Origin of the sequence: Marivita cryptomonadis (assembly GCF_002115725.1) — a bacterium.
Taxonomy (GTDB): Bacteria; Pseudomonadota; Alphaproteobacteria; order Rhodobacterales; family Rhodobacteraceae; genus Marivita; species Marivita cryptomonadis.
Genome location: NZ_JFKD01000001.1, coordinates 218,890 through 240,276, shown reverse-complemented (window position 1 = coordinate 240,276; position 21,387 = coordinate 218,890). Strand labels below are relative to the sequence as shown.

Annotated in this window: 20 protein-coding genes; 7 read left to right on the top strand and 13 right to left on the bottom strand. The window is 58.8% G+C overall.

Annotation, left to right across the window (positions count from 1 at the left end; genetic code table 11):
• Positions 1-75: 75 nt before the first annotated feature.
• From MCRY_RS01130 to MCRY_RS01120, 3 genes are read right to left on the bottom strand one after another with little or no spacing between them, the layout of a single operon-like run.
• On the bottom strand, positions 76-954 hold the full coding sequence (locus MCRY_RS01130; RefSeq protein WP_085627616.1) for a DMT family transporter: 879 nt from the start codon (positions 952-954) through the stop codon (positions 76-78).
• Complete coding sequence (locus tag MCRY_RS01125) at positions 951-3,284, bottom strand: PIG-L family deacetylase (RefSeq protein ID WP_085627615.1); 2,334 nt, start codon at positions 3,282-3,284, stop codon at positions 951-953. The genes MCRY_RS01130 and MCRY_RS01125 overlap by 4 nt, the downstream gene beginning before the upstream one ends.
• A gap of 3 nt (positions 3,285-3,287) precedes the next feature.
• Positions 3,288-4,463, bottom strand: a complete 1,176-nt coding sequence (locus tag MCRY_RS01120) for an ROK family transcriptional regulator (RefSeq protein WP_138487782.1) — start codon at positions 4,461-4,463, stop codon at positions 3,288-3,290.
• Positions 4,464-4,582: 119 nt separating this feature from the next.
• Here MCRY_RS01120 and MCRY_RS01115 point away from each other — a divergent pair, with 119 nt between their 5' ends.
• The 6 genes from MCRY_RS01115 to MCRY_RS01090 all read left to right on the top strand — a co-directional run bounded on the left by MCRY_RS01115 (position 4,583) and on the right by MCRY_RS01090 (position 10,937).
• Positions 4,583-5,851: an extracellular solute-binding protein gene (locus MCRY_RS01115; RefSeq protein WP_085627613.1), complete on the top strand. Its 1,269-nt coding sequence runs from the start codon at positions 4,583-4,585 to the stop codon at positions 5,849-5,851.
• Positions 5,852-5,913: 62 nt separating this feature from the next.
• The gene (locus MCRY_RS01110; protein ID WP_085627612.1) at positions 5,914-6,801 is read left to right on the top strand and encodes a carbohydrate ABC transporter permease; all 888 of its coding nucleotides are present in this window, start codon (positions 5,914-5,916) and stop codon (positions 6,799-6,801) included.
• Positions 6,801-7,676 (top strand): carbohydrate ABC transporter permease, encoded by an 876-nt coding sequence (locus MCRY_RS01105; RefSeq protein ID WP_085627611.1) that lies wholly within the window; start codon positions 6,801-6,803, stop codon positions 7,674-7,676. The genes MCRY_RS01110 and MCRY_RS01105 overlap by 1 nt, the downstream gene beginning before the upstream one ends.
• 64 nt (positions 7,677-7,740) lie before the next feature.
• Entirely contained in the window at positions 7,741-9,228 is a 1,488-nt protein-coding gene (gene argH / locus MCRY_RS01100) for an argininosuccinate lyase (RefSeq protein WP_085627610.1), read from the top strand.
• Positions 9,229-9,230: 2 nt separating this feature from the next.
• Entirely contained in the window at positions 9,231-10,286 is a 1,056-nt protein-coding gene (locus tag MCRY_RS01095) for an ABC transporter ATP-binding protein (RefSeq protein ID WP_085627609.1), read from the top strand.
• A gap of 24 nt (positions 10,287-10,310) precedes the next feature.
• Positions 10,311-10,937, top strand: coding sequence for a glutathione S-transferase family protein (locus MCRY_RS01090; RefSeq protein ID WP_085627608.1), 627 nt, complete (start codon positions 10,311-10,313; stop codon positions 10,935-10,937).
• 24 nt (positions 10,938-10,961) lie between these two features.
• Here the strand turns inward: MCRY_RS01090 and MCRY_RS01085 are convergent, their stop codons facing one another.
• The 4 genes from MCRY_RS01085 to ectA are packed head-to-tail and all read right to left on the bottom strand — an operon-like array spanning position 10,962 to position 14,667.
• Positions 10,962-12,386, bottom strand: a complete 1,425-nt coding sequence (locus MCRY_RS01085; protein WP_085627607.1) for an aspartate kinase — start codon at positions 12,384-12,386, stop codon at positions 10,962-10,964.
• 1 nt (position 12,387) lies between these two features.
• Positions 12,388-12,789 (bottom strand): ectoine synthase, encoded by a 402-nt coding sequence (locus tag MCRY_RS01080; protein WP_085627606.1) that lies wholly within the window; start codon positions 12,787-12,789, stop codon positions 12,388-12,390.
• Between the two features lie 5 nt (positions 12,790-12,794).
• Entirely contained in the window at positions 12,795-14,084 is a 1,290-nt protein-coding gene (gene ectB, locus MCRY_RS01075) for a diaminobutyrate--2-oxoglutarate transaminase (RefSeq protein ID WP_171046056.1), read from the bottom strand.
• 49 nt (positions 14,085-14,133) lie between these two features.
• Positions 14,134-14,667 (bottom strand): diaminobutyrate acetyltransferase, encoded by a 534-nt coding sequence (gene ectA, locus MCRY_RS01070; RefSeq protein WP_085627605.1) that lies wholly within the window; start codon positions 14,665-14,667, stop codon positions 14,134-14,136.
• A gap of 230 nt (positions 14,668-14,897) precedes the next feature.
• Between ectA and MCRY_RS01065 the strand changes: the two genes are divergently transcribed.
• Positions 14,898-15,395 (top strand): MarR family winged helix-turn-helix transcriptional regulator, encoded by a 498-nt coding sequence (locus MCRY_RS01065; protein WP_085627762.1) that lies wholly within the window; start codon positions 14,898-14,900, stop codon positions 15,393-15,395.
• Here the strand turns inward: MCRY_RS01065 and MCRY_RS01060 are convergent.
• The 6 genes from MCRY_RS01060 to MCRY_RS01035 are packed head-to-tail and all read right to left on the bottom strand — an operon-like array spanning position 15,392 to position 21,284.
• Complete coding sequence (locus tag MCRY_RS01060) at positions 15,392-15,766, bottom strand: Na+/H+ antiporter subunit G (protein WP_085627604.1); 375 nt, start codon at positions 15,764-15,766, stop codon at positions 15,392-15,394. The two genes, MCRY_RS01065 and MCRY_RS01060, sit on opposite strands and share 4 nt — an antisense overlap.
• A gap of 11 nt (positions 15,767-15,777) precedes the next feature.
• Positions 15,778-16,047 (bottom strand): K+/H+ antiporter subunit F, encoded by a 270-nt coding sequence (locus MCRY_RS01055; RefSeq protein ID WP_085627603.1) that lies wholly within the window; start codon positions 16,045-16,047, stop codon positions 15,778-15,780.
• Complete coding sequence (locus tag MCRY_RS01050; RefSeq protein WP_085627602.1) at positions 16,044-16,535, bottom strand: Na+/H+ antiporter subunit E; 492 nt, start codon at positions 16,533-16,535, stop codon at positions 16,044-16,046. The genes MCRY_RS01055 and MCRY_RS01050 overlap by 4 nt, the downstream gene beginning before the upstream one ends.
• A gap of 3 nt (positions 16,536-16,538) precedes the next feature.
• Positions 16,539-18,071, bottom strand: coding sequence for a monovalent cation/H+ antiporter subunit D (locus MCRY_RS01045; protein ID WP_085627601.1), 1,533 nt, complete (start codon positions 18,069-18,071; stop codon positions 16,539-16,541).
• Positions 18,068-18,421, bottom strand: a complete 354-nt coding sequence (locus MCRY_RS01040; RefSeq protein ID WP_085627600.1) for a Na+/H+ antiporter subunit C — start codon at positions 18,419-18,421, stop codon at positions 18,068-18,070. Before MCRY_RS01040 ends, MCRY_RS01045 begins: the two co-directional genes overlap by 4 nt.
• Before the next feature lies 1 nt (position 18,422).
• The gene (locus tag MCRY_RS01035) at positions 18,423-21,284 is read right to left on the bottom strand and encodes a monovalent cation/H+ antiporter subunit A (RefSeq protein ID WP_085627599.1); all 2,862 of its coding nucleotides are present in this window, start codon (positions 21,282-21,284) and stop codon (positions 18,423-18,425) included.
• Positions 21,285-21,387 lie beyond the last annotated feature (103 nt).

The following is a 21,387-nucleotide window of genomic DNA, read 5'->3' as shown; positions in this document are numbered from 1 at the left end:
ATTGGCGGCGACGATAGGTGTGCAAAGACATATGCGCCAGCCAATTTTCCTGAACAGTCTGTTGAACCAACGCCGTCACCGCACCCGCATCACCGGAGGCCTGCGGCGAGACACCGTTAGTGACGCGGCTGCCAGAACGACCAAAGCGGCCCCTGCGTAAAACCGCAGCGCCGGCGTTTCCGCAAAGGCGAAATATCCCGCTGCTGTCGACAACGGGAGGCTGACATAGCCCAGCACTGACAGAACGCCAGCATCGCCGTTGTAATGCGCCCGCAGGAAACAGGCCTGCGCGGTTTGGGCGAACACTCCGACCGCCAGCAGTGGCGCAAGATGGTCTGTCGGGATCGGCTGCCATGACCAAAGCGCGAACGGCAAGGTGCACAAACCAAGACCGACGGTGTAGAAAGTCATCAGAACAATGGTTGGCGTGTCCCGCAACCGGCGGGTGACAATCACCGCACCAGAGCCTGTTAGAATAACCAGTGCCAGTGCCAACAGCCCCGGCCCAAACATCGTGCCATCGGGGTCAATGGCGATGACCACGCCGATCATGGCAATGGCTGCGGCCCCCCATTGCGACGGCGTGATCCGTTCCCGCAGCAAGAGTGCGGCAAGGACCATGACAACCAATGGGCGGGTGAAGTTCATTGTCGTGAACAGCGCCAGTGGCACACGGGAAATGGCGAAATAGCTGGCGGTGAGTGTCGCAGCACTTAGACCGACGCGCAGGATCTGGAGTGGGAGGTCCGGGACACTGGCAAAATCGGTGCGGTTTCGAATGATCCACGGCGACAGCAGCAGAAGGCCAATGGCTGCGCGCAAGAACACAATCTGCGCCACCGGGTAGCCAAGACCCAACGCTTTGACGATGCCCAGCGCCCAGATGTTCAGCGCCATGTCGGCCAAGAGCCATGCGCCCCCTTTGAAGTTGTCGCGGGGCGCGTTTGTGCTCATCGGCGTGGGGCGATCAGGTTCGCCATCAGGCGAAAGGCGCCGGGCACCAGCTTGGCCATCTGGTGATGCAGAATAAGGCTGCAATGGGTGTGACGGCCTTTCCCGATGTCAGCGGTCAAGAGCGCGCCGGTGAGAGGCGCTTCGTCAGGGTCGGACATGGAGAGTAGCGGCGTATAGGCGTCGTCCCAGCTTTTGGCAAAATAGAGACCGCGTTCCTTGACCCAGCCATCCCAATCTTCGACCGTGATCGCGTTGGGCGTGGACAAGAGCGGATGATCGGTGAGATGCGTTACCTCGGCCTCTGCATCGGTCACGCGCCACCGCAGCGACGGTTGCCCGATTTCCAGCTTTCGGGGTGAAACAGTGTCTGGATCCCAATTGTCCCAAGGGCGGTGATACAGGGTGACAAGCGTGCCGCCTTGTTCCACCCATTCGCGCAGGCGGGGCATTTCCGACACCAGCCCATCGCGGAAACGTAGCGCGAAGATACCAACCACGATCGTGTCGAACCCGGCGAGCGCCTCGTCACTGGTGATCTGATCGTCAGTCAATGCGGTGACATCGGCACCAAGCGCGGTCAGCCAGTCGGCCACCGCGTCATGGCCGCTGCCGATATAACCAACCTTGGCCTGCGGCAGAGCCACATCCAGCACGCGCACCGACAGCGCTGCGGGTTGGGCATAAACGGTTGGGTCAACGTGGTCATGCGCGATGCGCTGTTCGGTCATTGCCGGGGCATTTCCGACAAAAAGTGGGAGCGTATAGCGACCCGGTTCAGGCTCGTCGGGTAAATTGACCTCGATACCGCCAGCGCCCTGCTGCATCGACCAACCGTCGGGCAAATCAAAGCTGACTTTCGCACCCGCCGGGCTGACATCTGCGATGGCGACCGACACTGACCGATTTGGCGTTTTGAGGTTGATCAGAGCCGCATCAGGCGCGATCAACGCCGCCCGGTCAGGTAGGACCACCGGAGGGATATCGAACGGAACCGAGACCGTTGTTGTTTCAAGCTGGATGTCGATGCGCGGAAGCGGTGGGTCGGCGGGATCGTACTCGGCACGGTACGGGTCGGTCTGGTTGGCGTCGGACGAGATTGTGATCTGACCGTCGTCTTCAGACCAGCCATAAGGCAAGGCGAGGCTATGGCTGCACGACGTGGCATCGCCGGGGTCGAATTCGAGTGTCACCTGTGTCGTAGCACCGGGACGCAACCACGTCTGGTTGGTCCGCGCGTTCGCCTCAACGCCAAGAGCCAGACGCAAGACATAGGCCAACTGGCGGTGCTTGGCCTCTAGACGGTGGGCAATATGATCGGGCGCATCGGCTTCGGCCTTTTGCAGGTGATGCAAAGCCTTCTGAGCCGTCTTTGCGATGTGGCGAACGTGGGGAAAAGCGGACACGGTTTCGGTGATGAACCCGTGCGCAATCAAGAGATCCTGCGCAATATCAGGCACTCCATCGGCCAAATCTGCGAGGGTTTGCGGCAGGCCAGTGCCCAGCGCGGTATCAGGCCCGTCGACATGGCTGATCGCCAAATGCAGCGGCCAATCCTTGCCGGGGCCAGCAGGCACCCAGCGGCCCATGCCTTGGGTGCGGTGGTAGGCGCGGGACATTTGGCCGATGCGGGCATAGCTCCAGCCCGACATCGGGTCTTTGCCAGCGCCACTGACCGTCAGAGTAGCCTCGGGTGGGGGCAGATCGTCGTCATAAGCCTGACCTGCGCCCGACCATGCGGGCAGGTACATCTTGGACACCTGCCATGGCGGCAGGTTTGACGGGAAGTCAGGATCGGCGGCAGCCGCCATGACCTCGTACGCGGCTTGGGTCATGGCACGGTGGTGGCCGTGCTGGCCCGGCACATCGAGGAAGGTCGGCAGGATGATGTCGGGGCGGTCGGTGCGGACGATTTCGACAAAACGGTGCAACAGGTGATCATGGCCCCAGATGCCCATCGTTTCCGTGCCGCTTTTCGAAAAGCGGAAATCCCGGATCGGATCGTCGGGCGAGGTGCCGTGCCAGTAAAGGCGCATGTTGAGCAGATCGCAGGCGCGCTCCATCTCGCGGGTGCGCAATGCGCCCAATGCTGGGCCGCTTTCGGTGCCGATGTCGTTCTGCCCGCCTTCGCCGCGTGTGGAACAGGCGTAGCTGAGGTTGATGCCGTCGCGCAGACCGATGGCGGCCAGCAAAGCAGTGGTCTCGTCATCAGGATGGGCACCGGTGTTCATCAGACGCACCACCGATTGCAGCGGGCGCAGCGCCCACCATAGGTCCAGAATGCGCGGGCGCATGCGGGTCTGTTCAAGGCGAATCTGGTCAGGGGTCGGCATGGGTTACCTCGCTTCGGCGATGGTGGGGGTGAACGCCTGATGCAGCACAAGGGCGGCTGCGCCCAGCGTCGCTGTCATACGGCCCGACGTGCCGCGCATCAGGCGCGGATGCACCCGGTCGGGGCGGTTGGACACAGACCGTTCAGGCAGCGCGGTGCGGGCGATGATGTGGTCCAACAACACGTCAGGCATCGCACCACCAAGGATCACGGTTTGCGGATCAAACAGATTTTCAATGATCGACAATGCTGAAGACAGCGCTTGCGCGGCTTTGTCCAGCCAAACCAACAAATGCCGGTTTGCGCTGGAATAGAGACTGATCAGGTCTTCCATGTTCGTCACGTCCAATCCCTCGCGGGCAAGACAGGCCTGTACCGACAAACGGCTGGTGGCACTTTCGAGTTCCACCGCATGTCCGTCGACAAGCACCTGAATGTGACCGATCTCTCCGGCGTTGCCGAAGGCGCCCTGAAGGATTTGACCGTTCTGGACGAGACCCAATCCCAAACCTTGACCGAAATAGAGGTAGGCGAAATCGTCAAGTCCACGCGCGACGCCGTTCATCCGCTCGGCCATCGCTGCCGCGTTGGCGTCATTCTCGACGAAGACCGGAAGATTGAGCGTGTTGGCAAATATCTCGGCGGGGTCGCCGGTGTTCCAGCCGGGAAGCTCGGACTCCGTGCCCGTCAGTCCGGTGTCACCAAAGGGGCCGGGCATGACGATGCCTGCACCCATCAACGCACCTTTGCTGATCCGTGCCTCTATCAAAGCGGAAGCGAGTTGGGCTGAAACAGTCTCTAAAATCGTCGATTTCCCCGCGTTGCGCAGCGGGGTGCGGCGGGCCAACACAGGGGTTCCGACCAGATCGACCAGCGCGGTGAAAACAGCCGTCGGGCGGACCTCAACGCCGAAGGCATACCCGCCATCGGGTTTGATCGCGTATTGCTGCACCGGAAGGCCGCGCCCGGCGCTGCGCACGCCCTGTTCGATCAACAGGCCTTCACCCAGAAGATCAGAAATGATGTTCGACACCGCCTGTGTCGACAGCCCGGATGCGCGGGCGATCTCGGCGCGACCGACCGCGCCGACATGGCGAATGGCGCGCAGAACCAACTGTTTGTTGTGGCTTCGCGCCCGTTCGGGATTGGCCCCGAGTTGAGGTTTCAGCGTACTGACCATGCTTTCGCTTAACGCACCAAACTTGAACACTCAAGAAAGTTGAGTTAACGCTTGGAGGATGACCGGTCGCGAATAAGAATGGATCGGCACATTCAACAGATCTCAACAGGGAGAGGTCCATGTCCTTCTTCAACGTCAAAGCACTGGCCGTTGCGACAGCAACCAGCGCCGCTGCACTTTTCAGCACCGCCGCAGAGGCGGTGGAAATCGAATACTGGCAGTATTTCTTCGATGCCCGCGTACAAGCGATGGAAACGCTGATCGAGAACTTCCAAGAGGCGAACCCGGATATCACGGTCAAAATGACCCATTTCCCCTACGCCGATTACCGCACCAAGGTCGCCGCCGCGATCCCGGCGGGCGAAGGCCCGGATGTGGTACAGTTGTTCTACGGCTGGCTGAACGATTACGTCGCAGCCGATCTGATCCAGCCGCTCCCTGCCGATGTGTTCCCGGCCAGCAAGATCGACGAAGAGTTCTTTCCGATGGTGCAGGCGATGAAGGACGGAGACGCCTATTGGGCGTTGCCGACTGCTGTGCGCTCTCTGGCATTGTTCTACAACGAACGCCTGCTGGAAGAAGCGGGTGTCGAGCCGCCGACCACGCTGGACGAGATGATTGCAGCCGCCAAAGCGATGACCAAGCGCGATGGTGCTGGGAATCTGACGCAGGTCGGCATGACCGCTGGGATGACAGCGCAAGACCACCATTGGTGGCGCGAAGGTTTGATCCGCCAATTCGGTGGTGAGCCGTATGTCGATGATTACCAGACGGTGAATTACAACAATAAGGCCGGGCTTGAGGCGTTGAATTTCTATGCGTCACTTTTCAGTGGCGACGACGCAGTTTCTGCCATTGGGTTCATGGATGAACCGCAGGCCGCGTTCAAAGCGGGTCGCGCCGGGCTTCATATCGACGGATCATTCCGCATCGGATCGCTGAACAACACACGCGGCTTGAAATGGGGAGTGACCGAGCTTCCGGCGACGGCGGATGGCACACGGTCGAATTATTCATCCTACTGGGTCAACGCGATCACAACCAAAGCCGAGGGCGAAAAGTACGACGCTGCGGTCAAGTTCATGGAATACGTGACAAGCGATGAGGCAATGCAGGTCTGGCTTGACGTCGTGGGTGAATTGCCCGCGAAACCGTCGGTTGGTCTAACCGACGCAAATTCGAATGATCCCGTGTTCGGACCATTCATCAAAGGCCTTGCCTATGCTCATACCACCAAGTTCGCCAATGAAAGCGGGCAGCGTCAGCTGATGGTGGAGATGGTCGAGCGGATGACCCTGCAAGGCATGAGCGCGGAAGACAGCCTCGCCATTGCGGCAGAGGCCGAGCAGAAGATCCTCGACGAATACTACAACAGCGCATCCAACTGAGCGCGCGGCACGGACGCCCCGGTTCCCTCCCGGCCGGGGCGTCACTTTTTTCGGGCTGAGGCATGTATCGAAATCTGACCATCCGGCAGAAGCAGATCGTATGGGCGTGGGCGTTCCTTGCGATCCCAATCCTGTTTTACACGGTTATCCGGTTCTATCCGACGGGCAACGCCATCCTGATCAGTTTTCAGGACTGGAACCTGCTGGGGGACCGGACCTGGACCGGGTTCGACAATTACCAAAAGCTGTTTGCCGATCCGGTGTTCTGGAAGGTGTTCAAAAACACGTTTGTCTATCTGCTGATCGGCACGCCCGTGAGCCTGATCATTTCCTTCGTGATTGCCTATCATCTGGATCAGGTGCGGTTCATGCATGGGTTTCTGCGCATGCTTTATTTCCTGCCATTCATGACCAGTGCGGTGGCGATGGCTTGGGTCTGGCGCTGGTTCTATCAGCCGGTCCCGGTGGGGTTGTTCAACAATGCACTGGCCAGCATCGGCATCCCGCAATTCCCGTTCCTGCAATCGACCACATGGGCGCTGCCGTCGGTTCTGGCGCCTGCGGTGTGGGCCGGATTGGGGTTTCAGGTGATCATCTTCATGGCCGGGCTGCGGGCGATCCCGCGCAGCTACTATGAGGCGGCGCGCATCGACGGGGTGTCGTGGTGGACAGTGCTGTGGGAGATCACGTTGCCGCTCTTGAAGCCGACCATCGTGTTCATCGTTGTGTTCTCCTCCATCGGGTTTCTGCGCATCTTTGACCACGTTTTCAACATGACGACGAACAATCCCGGTGGGCCTTTGAATAGTACGAAACCATTGGTTCTGATGATTTATGAGACCGCGTTCAGTGCCTTCGACATGGGGTACGCTGCGGCGCAGACGGTGGTTCTGTTCCTCGTTCTGCTGGTGGTGAGCCTGATCCAGCTGCGCATTCTGAGGGACAGCTGATGACCGCGACAGAGATCCGTCCCACGACTGACGCGCTGCTCAAGACCGAAGCGCCCAAAAAGCCTGCGAATATGGGACAGATCCTGCGCTGGATGCTGCTGTTTTTGGGCGGTGTGGCGATGGTGATGCCCATTGCCTACATGATCTCGACCTCGCTGAAGTGGCCACACGAGGTCTATAACCTTAAGCTGATCCCGGACGAGCCGCATATCGAGAATTACACTTATGTGCTGGAGGACGGGCGGTTTTACTGGTGGTTTGTCAATTCAATGATCATCGCGGTGATCACGACTGTTTGTAATGTGATCTTCGACTCTTTGGTGGGCTACACCCTGTGCAAGTTCCGCTTTCCAGGCCGCTATATTGTCTTCATCGCTATCCTGTCGACACTGATGATCCCGACGGAAATGCTGGTGATCCCATGGTATCTGATGAGCCAGCAGTTTGGATGGCTGGACTCTTATTGGGGCATCATGTTCCCCGGTTTGATGACCGCCTTCGGCACCTTCCTGATGAAGCAGTTTTTCGAGACTGTTCCGGACGATTTCATCGAAGCGGCGCGGATCGACGGGCTGAATGAATTGCAGATTTGGTGGACCGTGGCGATGCCCTTGGTCAAACCGGCGCTGGCGGCCTTGGCGATCTTTGTCTTCCTGGGCAACTGGACCGCCTTCATCTGGCCGTTGATCGTGACCAATTCTGTCGAGATGTATACCCTGCCCGTGGGCCTGTCGTCCTTTGGGGATGAAGCCGATGTGGCGTGGGAGTTGATCATGACGGGGGCGGCGATTTCGACCATTCCAACTCTGATCGTGTTCCTGATCTTCCAGCGGTATATCATTCAAGGTGTGGTGATGGCGGGCTTGAAGGGATGAGCGTGATCTCTTTGGAAGTCGTTGCGTTTGCATATTTGGAAAAAGAAGAAGCAGGGGGCGGTGCATGACGGACCAGAGCGTGTTTCCGGACCCGACCTATCGGGACACGGTGCTGGCGCCTTTGTTCGATGGGGTGAAGGAGCATTACGCGGGGCACATGGCGGCGATCAACCGGGCGCATCTGGTGATGCTGACGGAGACCGGGATTTTGGGTTCTGGGGACACGGGCGCGATTGCGGGTGCGTTGCGAGATATTGATGCCGAGGTGGACCTCGATGCGCTGAGCTATACCGGCGAGTTCGAGGATTACTTCTTTCTGGTCGAGGCGGAGTTGAGGCGCAGATTGGGCGATCTTGGCGGGGCTTTGCACACGGCGCGGTCGCGCAATGACATGGACCATACGCTGTTCAAGCTGGCCTTGCGGAGGCGGGTCGCCGTGCTGCTGGATCAGGCGTTAACCTTAACGGAGGCGTTGATCGCCAAAGCGGAGGCTGAGAAGGCGACGTTGATCGTCGCTTATACGCACGGGCAGCCTGCGCAGCCGACGACTTGGGGGCATTACCTCGGGGCAGTGATCGAGGTGTTGTTACGCGACATCACGCGGCTCAATGCGGCGGCGGATGGGTTGGAGCATTGCCCGATGGGGGCTGCCGCGATCACCACCAGCGGGTTTCCGATTGATCGGGCGCGGGTTGCCGAGCTTCTGGGGTTCGAGGCGCCTTTGGTCAATTCTTATGGCTGTATTGCATCCGTCGATTACGTGACCGGGCTTTATTCCGCGATGAAGCTGATGTTCCTGCATCTTGGGCGGGTCATTCAGGACATGCAGTTCTGGACCGCGTTCGAGGTCGGGCAGCTTTACGTGCCCAACAGCCTTGTGCAGATCAGTTCGATCATGCCGCAGAAGCGCAACCCGGTGCCGATCGAACACCTGCGCCATCTGGCGAGTGCGACGGTCGGGCAATGTGATGCCATTGTGGGCGTGATGCAGAACACGCCGTTCACCGACATGAATGACAGCGAAGGCGAGGTGCAGCAGCTGGGCTATGCCGCATTCGAGCGTGGTGCGCGGGTGTTGCAATTGCTTACGGCACTGGTTCCTGCCTGCCGGGTGAATGCGGATCGGGTGCGGAGGACGACAGATGCGGCTTGTATCACGATAACCGAACTGGCGGACACATTGGTGCGCGACGAGGGTCTGACTTTCCGCACGGCACATGAGATTGCGGCATCGACGGCCAAGGCGGTGATTGCCGAAGGCGCATCACTGGGCGACGGGTACGCGGCGTTCTCGGTGGCGTTCGAAGCGTTGACAGGGCGCTTGCCGGAGTTGAACGAGACCGCGTTTCGGACAGCGGTTGCGCCGGAGACCTTTGTTGCGCGGCGGGATCGGATCGGTGGGCCAGCGGAGACAGCGCTGCGCGAGGCTTTGGCGGGGTACGCAGCGGAGGCATCGGCGGCGCGGGCTGCCTGTGACGTGCGCACAAACAGACACAAAACTGCGGAACAGAGACTGAATACGGCGTTTGACGCGCTGCTGGTGAAGGACTGAGCATGGCCGATCTTGCGATCCGAAATCTGGTCAAACGCTACGACAAGACCGAGGTGCTGCATGGCATCAGCCTTGATGTCGAAGACGGGGAGTTCGTGGTGTTTGTCGGACCATCTGGCTGCGGTAAATCGACGACGCTGCGGCTTATCGCGGGGCTGGAGGACGCGACACAGGGCGAGATCGCTATCGGCGGGCGGGTGGTGAACAACCTCGAACCCAAGGACCGCGACATCGCGATGGTATTCCAGAACTACGCGATTTACCCGCATATGACCGTGCGCAAGAATATCGGGTTTGGCCTGCGGACCGCGAAGATGTCGAAGGCGGACAAGGAAGCGCGCATTGACGAAGTGGCGGGCATTCTTGGTATGACGGATCTCTTGGCGCGCAAGCCAAGCCAGTTGTCCGGGGGTCAGCGCCAGCGCGTGGCGATTGGCCGGGCGATGGTACGCGATCCGGCAGTGTTTCTGTTTGACGAGCCGCTGTCGAACCTTGATGCGCAGTTGCGCACCCAGATGCGGCTGGAGATCAAGAAACTGCACCAGCGGGTGGGCAATACGATCATCTTTGTGACCCATGATCAGGTCGAGGCGATGACCATGGCGGACCGGATCGTGATCATGAAGGACGGGCATATTCAGCAAGTGGGCACGCCGGCCGAGGTTTATCACAAGCCTGCGAATACGTTTGTGGCGCGGTTTATCGGGGCTCCTTCGATGAACATGCTGTCAGGGACGGTGACGAATGGCGCGCTGCGAATGGCGTCGGGGAGCACGCTTGAGCTAGGTGATAACCTGCCGGAAGGGCGCGACGTGACTGTTGGTGTGCGCCCCGAGGACCTGCATCCAGGCGATGGGCCTGCCTTGGTGCGCGGGCCGGTCACGGTGCGTGAACCGCTGGGGCATGAAACGCTGATCTATGTCGGGACCGAAGGACAGGAGGTGATTGCCAAGGCGGATGGGCGAACACCGCCACAAGTCGGGGAAGAGGTGACGTTGACGGCTGCCGTCGACACGCTTCATATCTTCGATGCAGCGACGGGTGAGGCGCTGCGCTGAATTCAGGACGAAAGGCAGGGCAAAATGATTGATCTATACACATGGACCACGCCGAACGGGCGTAAGGTGTCTATCCTGCTGGAAGAGCTGGGTGTGCCTTACAACGTGCATGCCATCGACATCGGCAAAGATGACCAGTTTGCGCCGGATTTCCTCAAGATTTCGCCGAACAACAAGATCCCTGCGATTGTCGATCAGGACAACGGTCTGTCGTTGATGGAGAGCGGGGCAATCATGCTTTACCTTGCGCAGAAGCACGGGCGTTTTCTGGCCGAAGGCGACGCCTATTGGCAGATGATGGAATGGCTGATGTGGCAGATGGGCGGTTTTGGGCCGATGCTTGGTCAGGCGCATCATTTCCTGAAGTTCAACAAGGGCACGTCGGACTATGCCGAGGCACGCTATGGGAAAGAGGCGCAGCGGCTGTATTCGGTGCTGAACACACAGCTCAACGGGCGCGATTTCATCACAGGGGACTACACGATTGCCGATATGGCAATCTTCCCGTGGGCCGCGCGGTTCGAATGGCAGGAGATCGACTTGAACGATTTCCCCAATGTCAGAGACTGGTATCTGCGGATTGCAACGCGGCCTGCGGTGCAGAAGGGGTATCAGATTCCGAAATTCGTGACAGATATTCCGATGCCCTGAACCGGGCACCGGAGTTTCTTTGACTCACGCCGCGCGGGACAATCGCGTGGGGGCGTTTTCGATCAGCTCTGCATGAAGCGCCTTGATCACGGTCTCGGACGAGGCGCGGTCCATCACGAATTGTACATCGACATTGCGCGGGCCTTGGCTTGCGCCGATGGCTTCGCATCCGGCTGCGGCGATGGCTTGAAGGCCACGGGTGAGAACCGACAAGCCGTTCAGGTCGCGTCCGATCACAGACACCATCGCGAGGCGACGGCTGGTGATTTCGGCGGCCGGAAACAGCTTGGCAATGTCACGTTCTACCCGGCGCATCGTCTTGAGCGAGGCGTCAAGGTAGTGGGTTATCGTGTTGGCGTTCGAGGTCTTGGACACGATGCGGACATTGTGGCGCTTGAGAATTTCGAGAATGCCTGCGTCATAGCCTTTGACACCCACCATGTCCTGCTCAAAGACCTCTAGCGTCACAATATCGAGGCCCGTGACAATTTCAGCCGCCGCGGTGTCAGCGGGCTGATCGTCGATCAGTGTGCCAGGGTCACCGGGATCGAACGCGTTGGTCACACGGAGCGGCACGCCTGCCTGACGCAGGGTCTTGGCCGCTTTGGGGTGAATAGCCTCCATCCCCATGTTCGACAGTTGATCTGCGACATCGTAATTCGTGCGGCCCAGTTTGCGCACAGCGCCTTCACCGACCAGTTTTGGATCGGCAGAGGAGAGATGGAATTCCTTGTGGATGATCGCCTCGCGCGCGCTGGTCAGCGCAGCAAGATGGGAGAACGTGACTTCGGAATAGCCACGGTCAAATTCGTTCATAAGGCCTTCGACACATTGCGCATAGCCGGTGACGATGGGCATCTCGGTTGCGGGGTCGATACCGTCAAACGCGCTGGTGATGCGCTTTTCAAGACAGACATCCCCTTCATCGCGCCATCCGGACAGATCGACAAAACGGGCTTCGACACCGCTGCGCTGGAGCATCAAAGTCGTGACGAAAGCTGAATGTGCCTCGCCCAGACCAGACAACAGTTCACGGATATGGCCCATATGCTCCGGCAAGCGGAAATGACCGTAGGAACACAGGCGTTGCAGGTCTATCAGGCAGTTGCGCGCGCCGAGGATGCGCTCATCGACGAAAAGATCGGCCTGCTGGATATCGCCTTTGTGGGTCAGGATCTCTGACTGTGCAGCTTTCATAGCTTCTGCCACTCGGTCGAGCGCATCCTGCCATTTATGGTTACTGTCATCATTCGCGAAAAGCGCGTAGACGCCCGGCTCGCCTGACTTTTTATGTTCCAACAGGAGGTTGGTGATCCCAGCAAAGGCAGAGACCACGAAGACACGGTTGTAGACCTCGGACGTTGCGCGGTCTCCTATGAAGAGCGTGTCGCGCAATTCCGCGAGGCGGGACATGGATGTCCCTCCGATTTTTTCGACAGTGTGTGTCATATCAGGCGTCCTCTGTCTCCGGCGCAGCGTAAGACCCGTCTTCGCGGTGCACTTCGGTGCCGGTCACCGGCGGGTTGAAGCAGCAGGCCATGACCAACTCTTCCTCGGCCCGAAGAACGTGGCGGTCGTGCTTGTCGAGCGCATACATCACCCCCGGTACGATCTCGTGGGTTTCGCCGGTGGCCAGATCGGTGATCGCGCCTTTGCCCTTCATGCAATACACACTTTCAAAGTGGTTCTTGTATTCGAACGTGTGTTCGGACCCTTCTTCGAGGAAGGTAATGTGGAATGAAAAGCCCATATTGTCGTCCGCCAGAAGCATTCGGACGCTTGTCCAGTTGGCATCCGACACGACGCGGTCTTTTTCGTTCTCGACGATCTTGTTGAAGTCTCTGACGATCATGCCTGTTACTCCGCAGCAATTTTGTTGGGGGCGGACAGAACGTCGTTTGCGGCGTCGAGGAGGATGTTGAACCCTTTGCGCAGCGTATCCTTCGATGTGGTCAGCGGTGCGAGAACCTTGATCACCTGATCTTCGCTGCCCGAGGTCTCGATGATGAGACCCTTGTCATAGGCGCGCGCGCAGATCTCGCCTGCCAGATCACCAGAGCCGACATCGACGCCTTGCATCAGGCCACGGCCTTTGAGGTAAGCGTCCGGCACCATCGCGGCCAGATCAGCCAACGCATCGTGGATCAGTTGCGATTTCTCGGTCAGATCTTGTTGGAAACTGTCATCAGACCAGAATTTTTCGACCGCGACTTTGGCCGTGATAAAGGCGTGAGTGTTGCCGCGGAACGTGCCGTTGTGTTCGGCCGGGCCGAAGATGTCGTATTCCGGGCGAACAAGCAGCATGGCCATCGGCAAGCCAAAACCGGACACGGATTTCGCCATCGTCACGATGTCGGGCATGACGCCCATTTTTTCGAACGAGAAGAACGTGCCGCAGCGGCCGCAGCCGGCCTGAATGTCGTCAATGATCAGCAGCGCGCCGTGGTCTTTGGCCAGCTTTGCGATTTTCTTGACCCATTCCGGGCTTGCGGCGTTCAGACCGCCTTCGCCCTGCACGGTTTCCAGCAGAATCGCTGCGGGTGCATCAACACCGCCGGATTTGTCCTTGAGCATGGCGTCAAGGAATTCTGCCGTATCGGTTTCGCCGGGGAAGAAGCCGTCGAAGGGCATACGTGTCACGCCGTTCAAGGATGTTCCCGCGCCGCCACGGTGATAGCCGTTGCCGGTGGCCGACAGCGCGCCAGTGGTCACACCGTGAAACCCGTTGGTAAAGGCGATGATGTTGGTGCGACCTGTCACTTTGCGGGCGATCTTCATCGCCGCCTCAACCGCGTTGGCACCGGTCGGGCCAGTGAACATCACACGGTGATCCATTTCCCGCGGTTCGAGGATGTGTTCTTCGAACGCTTCGAGAAATGCGGCCTTGGTGTTGGTGTGCAGGTCCAGGCCATGTGCAATCCCGTCATTCGAGATGTGCTCGATCAAGGCCGCCTTCATGTCGGGATCGTTGTGGCCATAATTGAGCGACGAACAGCCAGCGAGAAAGTCGATGTAGCTCTTGCCGGTGTCGTCGGTGATTTCCGACCCGCTAGCGGTCGTAAACGTGGCAGGCATGCCACGGCAATATGAGCGGGCTTCGCTTTCGCGACGTTCGAAGATGGAAATAGTATTCATGTCCTTGGGCATCATGTGTCCTTTCAAGGCAGTGAAATTTAAATTGTGAGGAGAGCGCAGCTTAGGCAGCGCGCTTGAGGTCGCTTGCAGTTGGAAGCGTGATCGACACCATGTGTTCGGTGGCGTGACGACCTTCGAAGTGATCATCGCGTGTGAAGTGCGGCGCATCTGTCAGGTCACCGCCGATGCGGCGGGCAAACCCCCGGAACAGCGCCCATGAGGCGGCATTGTCGCGGGTGATCGTCGTTTTTAAGTGCTTGGCGTCGTCGCAGGCATCGCGCTCGATCAGGTCGAGCAACATCTTCTTACCCAAACCCATGCCGCGGGCTTTCTCACTGACCGCGACCTGCCAGACAAACAGCGCATCTTGGTCGGGAATCATGTGGCCAGAAACCCAGCCGACAATGTCGCCATCAAGTTCGGCCACGATACAGGTGTCGCGGAAATGATCAGCCTGAACCAAGTTACAGTACATCGAATTCTCGTCGAGAGGCTTGCACTCCTTCACAAGCTCCCAAATGGCAGCCCCGTCCGTCGCTTCTGGTTTGCGCAGACGGGGCGTTCGCGTTCGAGGAATGTCACTGTGTTTTGGCATCTTTTCTGACCCTTTGTTAGTTCGTCTAACTAAGTAATGTATCACGGCTTGCTTTTCAATGTTTAACTTACGGCACGCTCATAGCGTATTTTCTGCCGTAAAGTACTGGCAGTTGCGTGTTGGTTAAGCGCACAAGCCGTGGATTGGTTCCCATTTTATTTAGCTAAGCTAAATTATTAGATTTCCAAGCAGATTGCAGCTGATCTGGCTTTCGTGCGATGTTTTCCGCCATGACCACAGATGCCAATGCCCGCATGGATGACAGCCTGATCGCGTTGCGCCGCATTCTGCGTGCGACCGAGCTCTATGCGCGAGATCTTGCCGGTTCAGTGGGGCTGACCCCGGCACAGTTGCGCGTGCTCCAGATCGTGGATGAACGCGACAGCGTCACGCCCAAGGCACTGGCGACACAGATGGGTGTAAGCCAAGCTACAGTGTCTGCCCTTGTCGACAAGCTGGTCGCACAGGGGTTGGTCGAGCGTGTTCCGTCCCAACAGGATCGGCGGCAGACCAACGTGACCGTCACCAAGGACGGGCATGCCAGATTGGAGCGCGCACCGGACGCCTTGCAGCAACGCTATGTGCGGGCCTTTCTCGAGATGGCGGATTGGGAGCAGGCACAGCTTGTCGCGACACTGGAGCGCGTGGCCGACATGTTGGATGCCCGCAGTCTGGACGCCTCCCCCGTTTTGACCACGGGCGAGATTCAGGGCAGCAAAAAGGTTTAAGAGCCCGGACGCGACTCGGGTGGTTCGTCGTAGATCGACCAACCGCAGGTGCTTTGGCTGTCCGGCAGATCAGGACGCTTGAGATTGCGCGCCATGTAGGTCTTGGCGATAAAGTTCGCCGTGATCGGAGCGGTCAGCAACAGGAACACCGAAATCAACAGCTCGTGGACTGAGAGGTAGCCAGTCTTAGCGTAGAAATAGATCATCGACGCCACAAGCACCCCACCGACACCAAGAGTTGTCGCCTTGGTGGGCGCGTGCAGCCGCTGAAGACTGTCCTTCAGTTTGACCAGACCATACGAGCCGACCAACCCGAAGACGCCACTGATGACGAGCGAGATAGCGATCAGAAGTTCAACGACAAAGTTCATAGTGCCCGCCCTTACTCGATGATGTCGCCGCGCAAAAGAAAGCGGCAATAGGCGACAGTGGACACAAAGCCGACCATAGCGACCAGCATCGCGGCTTCGAAGTAAATCGCTGTACCGCGCCAGACGCCGTAAAGCACGAGAAGCGCGATCACATTGATGACCATCGTGTCCAGCGCGAGAATGCGGTCGGCTGCGTCCGGACCTTGCGCGATACGCCAAAGGTCGAGCAGTAGGGCAATGCCATAGCATGCGGCTGCAAACAGAATTGCTGCTTCGATCATTGGAAAATCTCCTTCAGCAGCCGTTCATACCTGTTCTTGATCTCGTCACGTACTGCATCCGGATCATCGGTGTGCAGGCAATGGACAAGGATGCTCCCGCCATCTGCGGATAGCATAGTCGAGACAGTTCCGGGTGTCATAGTGATCGTCCCGGCGAGAACCGTAATCGCCTCGGCAGATGTCACATCAAGCGGGACGACAATCCATTGCGATCTGATGTCCTTCTCGGGCTTGAACAGGATGATGGCGGCGACTTGAACGTTGGCAACGACAATGTCCCAGAGGACGATGAGGATGTATTGCAGCCCCTTCAGCGGACGGCTGATTTTCGGGCGATCCGGCCAATACGGCGCTGTGAGCATCGGGATGACGATGCCGAACAGGATACCCAACAGCAGGTTGCCCAATGTGAATTTGTTGACCAGTGCCAACCAGACGAACACCAGCGTCAGGCTTAGGAACGGGTGGGGGATCAGGCGTTTCAGCATCACTCAGCCCTCCGCAACCGGCGCGAGCACGGCCGAGATATATCCCGACCGATCGAACAATTGGTTCGACGTCTGTTCCAGATAGGCCGCCACAGGGCCAGCGAACACCGACAGCGCGACAAGGACAGCAAGGGTGAGCATGACAGGTGCAACCTGCAGCACTGTTGCGTTGTTGTTCGGAATGGCTGCTGACATGTCCGATGTGGGCGCTGGAATTGCGGTGGATTTCCAGAACAAAGCGCTGCCCGCTCGGGCAAAGCCGACAATGGTCAGCAACGACCCAACAAGAATTGCCGTCCATGCCCAGACGATAACATCCGGACCACGCAGCGCATCCAGCACGAGAAGCTTGCCGAGAAACCCGCTCAGCGGCGGCATCCCGGCCATAGCGATGGCAGCGGCAAAGAAGATCGCCGCGAAGAGGCCGTTCTGTACGGTGGCAAATGTGGGTGTCAGCGAGTCGCCACTACGACGGCTGACCACCAGATCAGCGATCAGGAAAAGGCAGGCCGCGGCAAAGGTCGAATGCACCATGTAATAGAGTGCTGCTGTGGTCGCGACCGGCGAGAACACGGCGACAGCAATCAAAAGCGTCCCCATTGAGCCGATGACCGAGAAGCTGATCAGCGGCATAAGGCGCTTTGCACCAAGCACGCCGAATGCACCCAAGGCGATCGTGACGATCGCAGCCGGGAAGAGCCAGGCGTCAATCATGCCTTCAGTTCCAGCAACGCCAGGACCAAAGACCACGGTGTGCACCCGCAAGATGGCGTAAGCGCCGACCTTGGTCATGATCGCAAATAGCGCTGCCACGGGGGCGGGTGCGTTCGAATAGGTGGCGGGCAGCCAGAATTGAACCGGGAACAAGGCCGCTTTGACCGCGAAGACAATCATCAGAAGCATTGCCGCGACACGGACCAGCCCAGCCTCATCGGCGGGGATCAACGGTATCTTGGCGGCAAGGTCAGCGATGTTGAGTGTGCCGGTGCTAGCGTAAAGTGTACCCAGCGCAAACAGGAACAGTGTTGATCCGGCAAGGTTCATCACCACGTATTGCAGCCCGGCGCGCATCCGTTCACGGCCGCCCGAATGGATCATCAGGCCGTACGAAGCGATCAGCAGGATCTCGAAAAAGACGAACAGGTTGAAGATGTCGCCTGTGAGGAACGCTCCGCAGATGCCCATCAATTGGAACTGAAAGAGCGCGTGGAAGTGTTTTCCGCGATCATCCCAGCCTGTGGCCATGGCATGTAACAGCACCATCAGCGCCAGCACAGACGTCAGAAGCACCATCAGCGCCGACAACCGGTCGAGGACCAGAACAATGCCGAAGGGAGCTGGCCAGTCTCCCAATCGGTAGATATGGGTCGTGCCGTCCATCGCCATGCTGACCAGCACAAAGGAAATGGCCAGCAAAAGCACCGCACCCACTGTTGATGTGACGCGGGCCAGTACGATGTCGTGCCGCATCATGAAGCCGATGATCGGCGCAAGCATGGCGGGCAGGACGACGGGAAGGATGATCCAGTGGCTCATTTCGCAGCATCCTCGTCGGTGTCGGCCTGATCTATATCGATGCTGTCAGTGTCGGATTCCAAAAACGCACCTAGAGAGATCATCACCAGAACCGCCGTCATCCCGAAGGAGATCACAATCGCGGTCAGGACCAGCGCCTGCGGCAGCGGGTCGGTATAGCTTGCCTCGCCGTATTTCGACAGGATTGGCGACATGTCGATGGCCAGACGCCCGCTGGAAAACAGGAACACGTTGACCGCGTAGGACAGGAGCGCCAAGCCCAGGATCACCGGAAAGGTGCGCAACCGAAGCAGCAGGTAGACGCCGCCTGCGGTCATTGTGCCGATGGCGCTTGCAACAAGAAGTTCCATGTCAGCGTGCCTCCGGTGTGTCTTCGACCCGACTGCTTGGGTCATAATCCATTGGGTCCACGTTGACCGTGGTCCCAGCATAGCGCGCAATGCGCGACAGGCTGTAGAGCATGAGCATCACGGCACCGAGAACCGTCAGGAACACGCCAAGGTCAAAGAGCATGGCTGTCGCCAGTTCGAACTCCTCGATCGGGGGTAGGTGCACATAGGTGTAGGAACTGGTCAGGAACGGCACGCCAAACACCCACGCGCCTGCCCCGGTCACACCGGCGATGATAACGCCGAACCCGATAAGTGTGTGGTATTCGATGCGCTGACGGTCCTGAGTCCAAGCGAAACCCGACGCCATGTATTGCATCAGAAGGGCAATCGCGACCACGAGGCCCGCCACGAAGCCACCGCCCGGCTGGTTGTGCCCACGCAGGAAGATGTAAATGCCGACCATCAGCGCAATTGGCATAAGAACCCGTGTGACGACCACCATCATCAGCGGGTGACGGTCCTTGGAACGGTCCTGTGCATAGTCGGCATTGCGCAGACGACGCGCGGCGGGGCCTTCGAGGAGGGCGTGCATGAGCGCGTAGATCAGCAGACCAGCGATGCCGAGAACAATGATTTCGCCATAGGTGTCATACCCACGGAAGTCGACAAGGATCACGTTGACGACGTTGGTGCCGCCACCGCCTTCGTAACTGTTTTCGACATGGAAGGACGAAATCGTCGAGATGTCCCGTTGCATGAAGGCATAGGACAGGCCACCAACACCGGCCCCCGCGGCAACAGCAATGATCCCGTCACGGACCTTGAGCCCGAACGGGCTTTCCTTTGGGGTTTCCTTGGGCAGGAAGTGCAGTGCCAGAAGAAGCAGCATAATCGTGACGGTTTCGACCGAGATCTGTGTCAGCGCAAGGTCGGGGGCTGACATGTAAACAAAGCCCGCCGAGATCGTGAGGCCAATGATCCCGATCAGCACCAACGCCCGGAACCGGTGATGGTGCATTGTCACAACCGAAATCGTGGCAACGACCAACATCACCCAACCGACTGCGATAACCGCTGGGACGGGCAACATTTCGCGGGTTGGTGCGGACAGACCACCGCCCATGAAGGCGATAGCCCCCAGAACAACCGAGCTTACTGTGAATATTGCGAGATAGCGGCTGATCGAGCCGTTGTGGGTGGTTGCGGTAATACGCTGTGTCAGGGCAACGATCGCGGCGATCAGCTGATCGAAAATGGCTTTCGCCTCGGGACGGGGGGCTTTGATCCACGCACGATCCAAAGGCGTGTGCATGGCAAGCAAAACCGCACCGCCGACAACAGCGATGATCGACATGAACAGCGCTGGTGTGACGCCGTGCCAGATCTTGAGATGTGGATCGAGTTCGGCCCCCGTGACAGCACTGGCCGCTGCTGCGACAATGCCGTCGGCAAGGAAAGGCATCACGCCGATCAGGACAACCAGAACGACCAGCAAAGCCGGAGCGGCCCACAGGCCAAAGGGAGGATCATGCGGCTTGGCCGGGTAATCGTCGCGCACCGGACCGAAGAACACATGGCTGATGAACCGGAAAGAGTAGGCAACGGACAAGAGCGCGCCAATGGTGGCCAGCACCGGCACGGCATAGGCGCTTCCGGCCCAATAAGTATGCGACGCCTCTTCCAGCATCATTTCCTTGGAGAGGAACCCGTTGAAAAGCGGAATTCCCGCCATCGACAGCGCCGCCACCGTGCCGATGAAGAAAGTGATCGGCATCAGGTGCCTTAGTCCGCCCAAGCGTTTGATGTCGCGAGTGTGGGTTTCGTGGTCGATGATCCCGGCGGTCATAAAGAGTGCCGCCTTGAACGTCAGGTGGTTGATGATGTGGAACACAGCCGCCACCGCCGCAGCCTCGGTGCCGAAGCCAAGAAGCATGGTCAGCAGGCCAAGATGGCTGACCGTCGAAAACGCCAGAAGCGCCTTGAGGTCGTCTTTGAACAGCGCGATCAGCGCGCCGAGCACCATCGTGACCAACCCGGTGGTTGCGACAATATAGAACCAAGCATCGGTGCCCGAAAGCACCGGCCACATGCGGGCCATCAAGAAGACACCGGCTTTCACCATCGTCGCAGAGTGCAGATAGGCTGACACAGGCGTCGGAGCGGCCATCGCGTGTGGCAGCCAGAAGTGGAACGGGAATTGGGCAGACTTGGTGAAAGCGCCCAGCAAGATCAGGATCAGCGCAGGCAGATACCATTCAGACGCGCGGATCGCGTCGCCGGCTTGCAGGATGTCGGTCAGATTGTAGCTGCCCGCGATATTGCCAAGGATAAGCATACCGCCAATCATCGCCAGTCCGCCGGCACCAGTGACTGTCAATGCCATGCGCGCGCCTTGCCGACCTTCGGGCAAGTGTTTCCAGTATCCGATCAACAGGAAGGACGAGAGCGACGTCAGTTCCCAGAAGACAAGAAGCAGCAGGATGTTGTCGGACAGAACAACACCCAGCATCGCACCCTGAAACAGCAGGAGATAGGTATAGAATTGCCCAACAGGATCTTCGCCAGACAGGTAGAACCGAGCGTAGAGCGTGATAAGCAGGCCGACGCCAAGGATCATACAGGCAAAGAGTAACCCCAGACCATCCAGGAAGAAGGACGCGGACAGCCCCAATTGCGGCAGCCACTCCACCTCGGCTTGAATAACCTCGCCATCCATCACGGCGGGCGCAAAAGTCAGCAGCAGGATCAGTGCAATCGCAGTTGGAACGGCAGTGAAGCTTGCACAGGCGTTGCGCCCAGCTCGAATCATCAGGCCGGGAACAAGTGCTCCGATGAACGGCAGCAAAGCGATGAGAATGAGAACGTTGCCCGTGGTGTTCATATCAGCTGTTAGTCCAACCCGATTTGCCTCGAAGCGCAATATCGTTAAACGCAGGCGATGTAAAAGCCTCGGTGCTGAAGTCAGGCGCTTTGCGGATCAGGGT

What these genes read in the sequence shown, in the direction of transcription:
- MCRY_RS01130 (WP_085627616.1), bottom strand. Translation starts at nt 954, where the DNA reads ATGAGCACAAACGCGCCCCGCGACAACTTCAAAGGGGGCGCATGGCTC.
- MCRY_RS01125 (WP_085627615.1), bottom strand. Translation starts at nt 3,284, where the DNA reads ATGCCGACCCCTGACCAGATTCGCCTTGAACAGACCCGCATGCGCCCG.
- MCRY_RS01120 (WP_138487782.1), bottom strand. Translation starts at nt 4,463, where the DNA reads ATGGTCAGTACGCTGAAACCTCAACTCGGGGCCAATCCCGAACGGGCG.
- MCRY_RS01115 (WP_085627613.1), top strand. Translation starts at nt 4,583, where the DNA reads ATGTCCTTCTTCAACGTCAAAGCACTGGCCGTTGCGACAGCAACCAGC.
- MCRY_RS01110 (WP_085627612.1), top strand. Translation starts at nt 5,914, where the DNA reads ATGTATCGAAATCTGACCATCCGGCAGAAGCAGATCGTATGGGCGTGG.
- MCRY_RS01105 (WP_085627611.1), top strand. Translation starts at nt 6,801, where the DNA reads ATGACCGCGACAGAGATCCGTCCCACGACTGACGCGCTGCTCAAGACC.
- argH (WP_085627610.1), top strand. Translation starts at nt 7,741, where the DNA reads ATGACGGACCAGAGCGTGTTTCCGGACCCGACCTATCGGGACACGGTG.
- MCRY_RS01095 (WP_085627609.1), top strand. Translation starts at nt 9,231, where the DNA reads ATGGCCGATCTTGCGATCCGAAATCTGGTCAAACGCTACGACAAGACC.
- MCRY_RS01090 (WP_085627608.1), top strand. Translation starts at nt 10,311, where the DNA reads ATGATTGATCTATACACATGGACCACGCCGAACGGGCGTAAGGTGTCT.
- MCRY_RS01085 (WP_085627607.1), bottom strand. Translation starts at nt 12,386, where the DNA reads ATGACACACACTGTCGAAAAAATCGGAGGGACATCCATGTCCCGCCTC.
- MCRY_RS01080 (WP_085627606.1), bottom strand. Translation starts at nt 12,789, where the DNA reads ATGATCGTCAGAGACTTCAACAAGATCGTCGAGAACGAAAAAGACCGC.
- ectB (WP_171046056.1), bottom strand. Translation starts at nt 14,084, where the DNA reads ATGCCCAAGGACATGAATACTATTTCCATCTTCGAACGTCGCGAAAGC.
- ectA (WP_085627605.1), bottom strand. Translation starts at nt 14,667, where the DNA reads ATGCCAAAACACAGTGACATTCCTCGAACGCGAACGCCCCGTCTGCGC.
- MCRY_RS01065 (WP_085627762.1), top strand. Translation starts at nt 14,898, where the DNA reads ATGACCACAGATGCCAATGCCCGCATGGATGACAGCCTGATCGCGTTG.
- MCRY_RS01060 (WP_085627604.1), bottom strand. Translation starts at nt 15,766, where the DNA reads ATGAACTTTGTCGTTGAACTTCTGATCGCTATCTCGCTCGTCATCAGT.
- MCRY_RS01055 (WP_085627603.1), bottom strand. Translation starts at nt 16,047, where the DNA reads ATGATCGAAGCAGCAATTCTGTTTGCAGCCGCATGCTATGGCATTGCC.
- MCRY_RS01050 (WP_085627602.1), bottom strand. Translation starts at nt 16,535, where the DNA reads ATGCTGAAACGCCTGATCCCCCACCCGTTCCTAAGCCTGACGCTGGTG.
- MCRY_RS01045 (WP_085627601.1), bottom strand. Translation starts at nt 18,071, where the DNA reads ATGAGCCACTGGATCATCCTTCCCGTCGTCCTGCCCGCCATGCTTGCG.
- MCRY_RS01040 (WP_085627600.1), bottom strand. Translation starts at nt 18,421, where the DNA reads ATGGAACTTCTTGTTGCAAGCGCCATCGGCACAATGACCGCAGGCGGC.
- MCRY_RS01035 (WP_085627599.1), bottom strand. Translation starts at nt 21,284, where the DNA reads ATGAACACCACGGGCAACGTTCTCATTCTCATCGCTTTGCTGCCGTTC.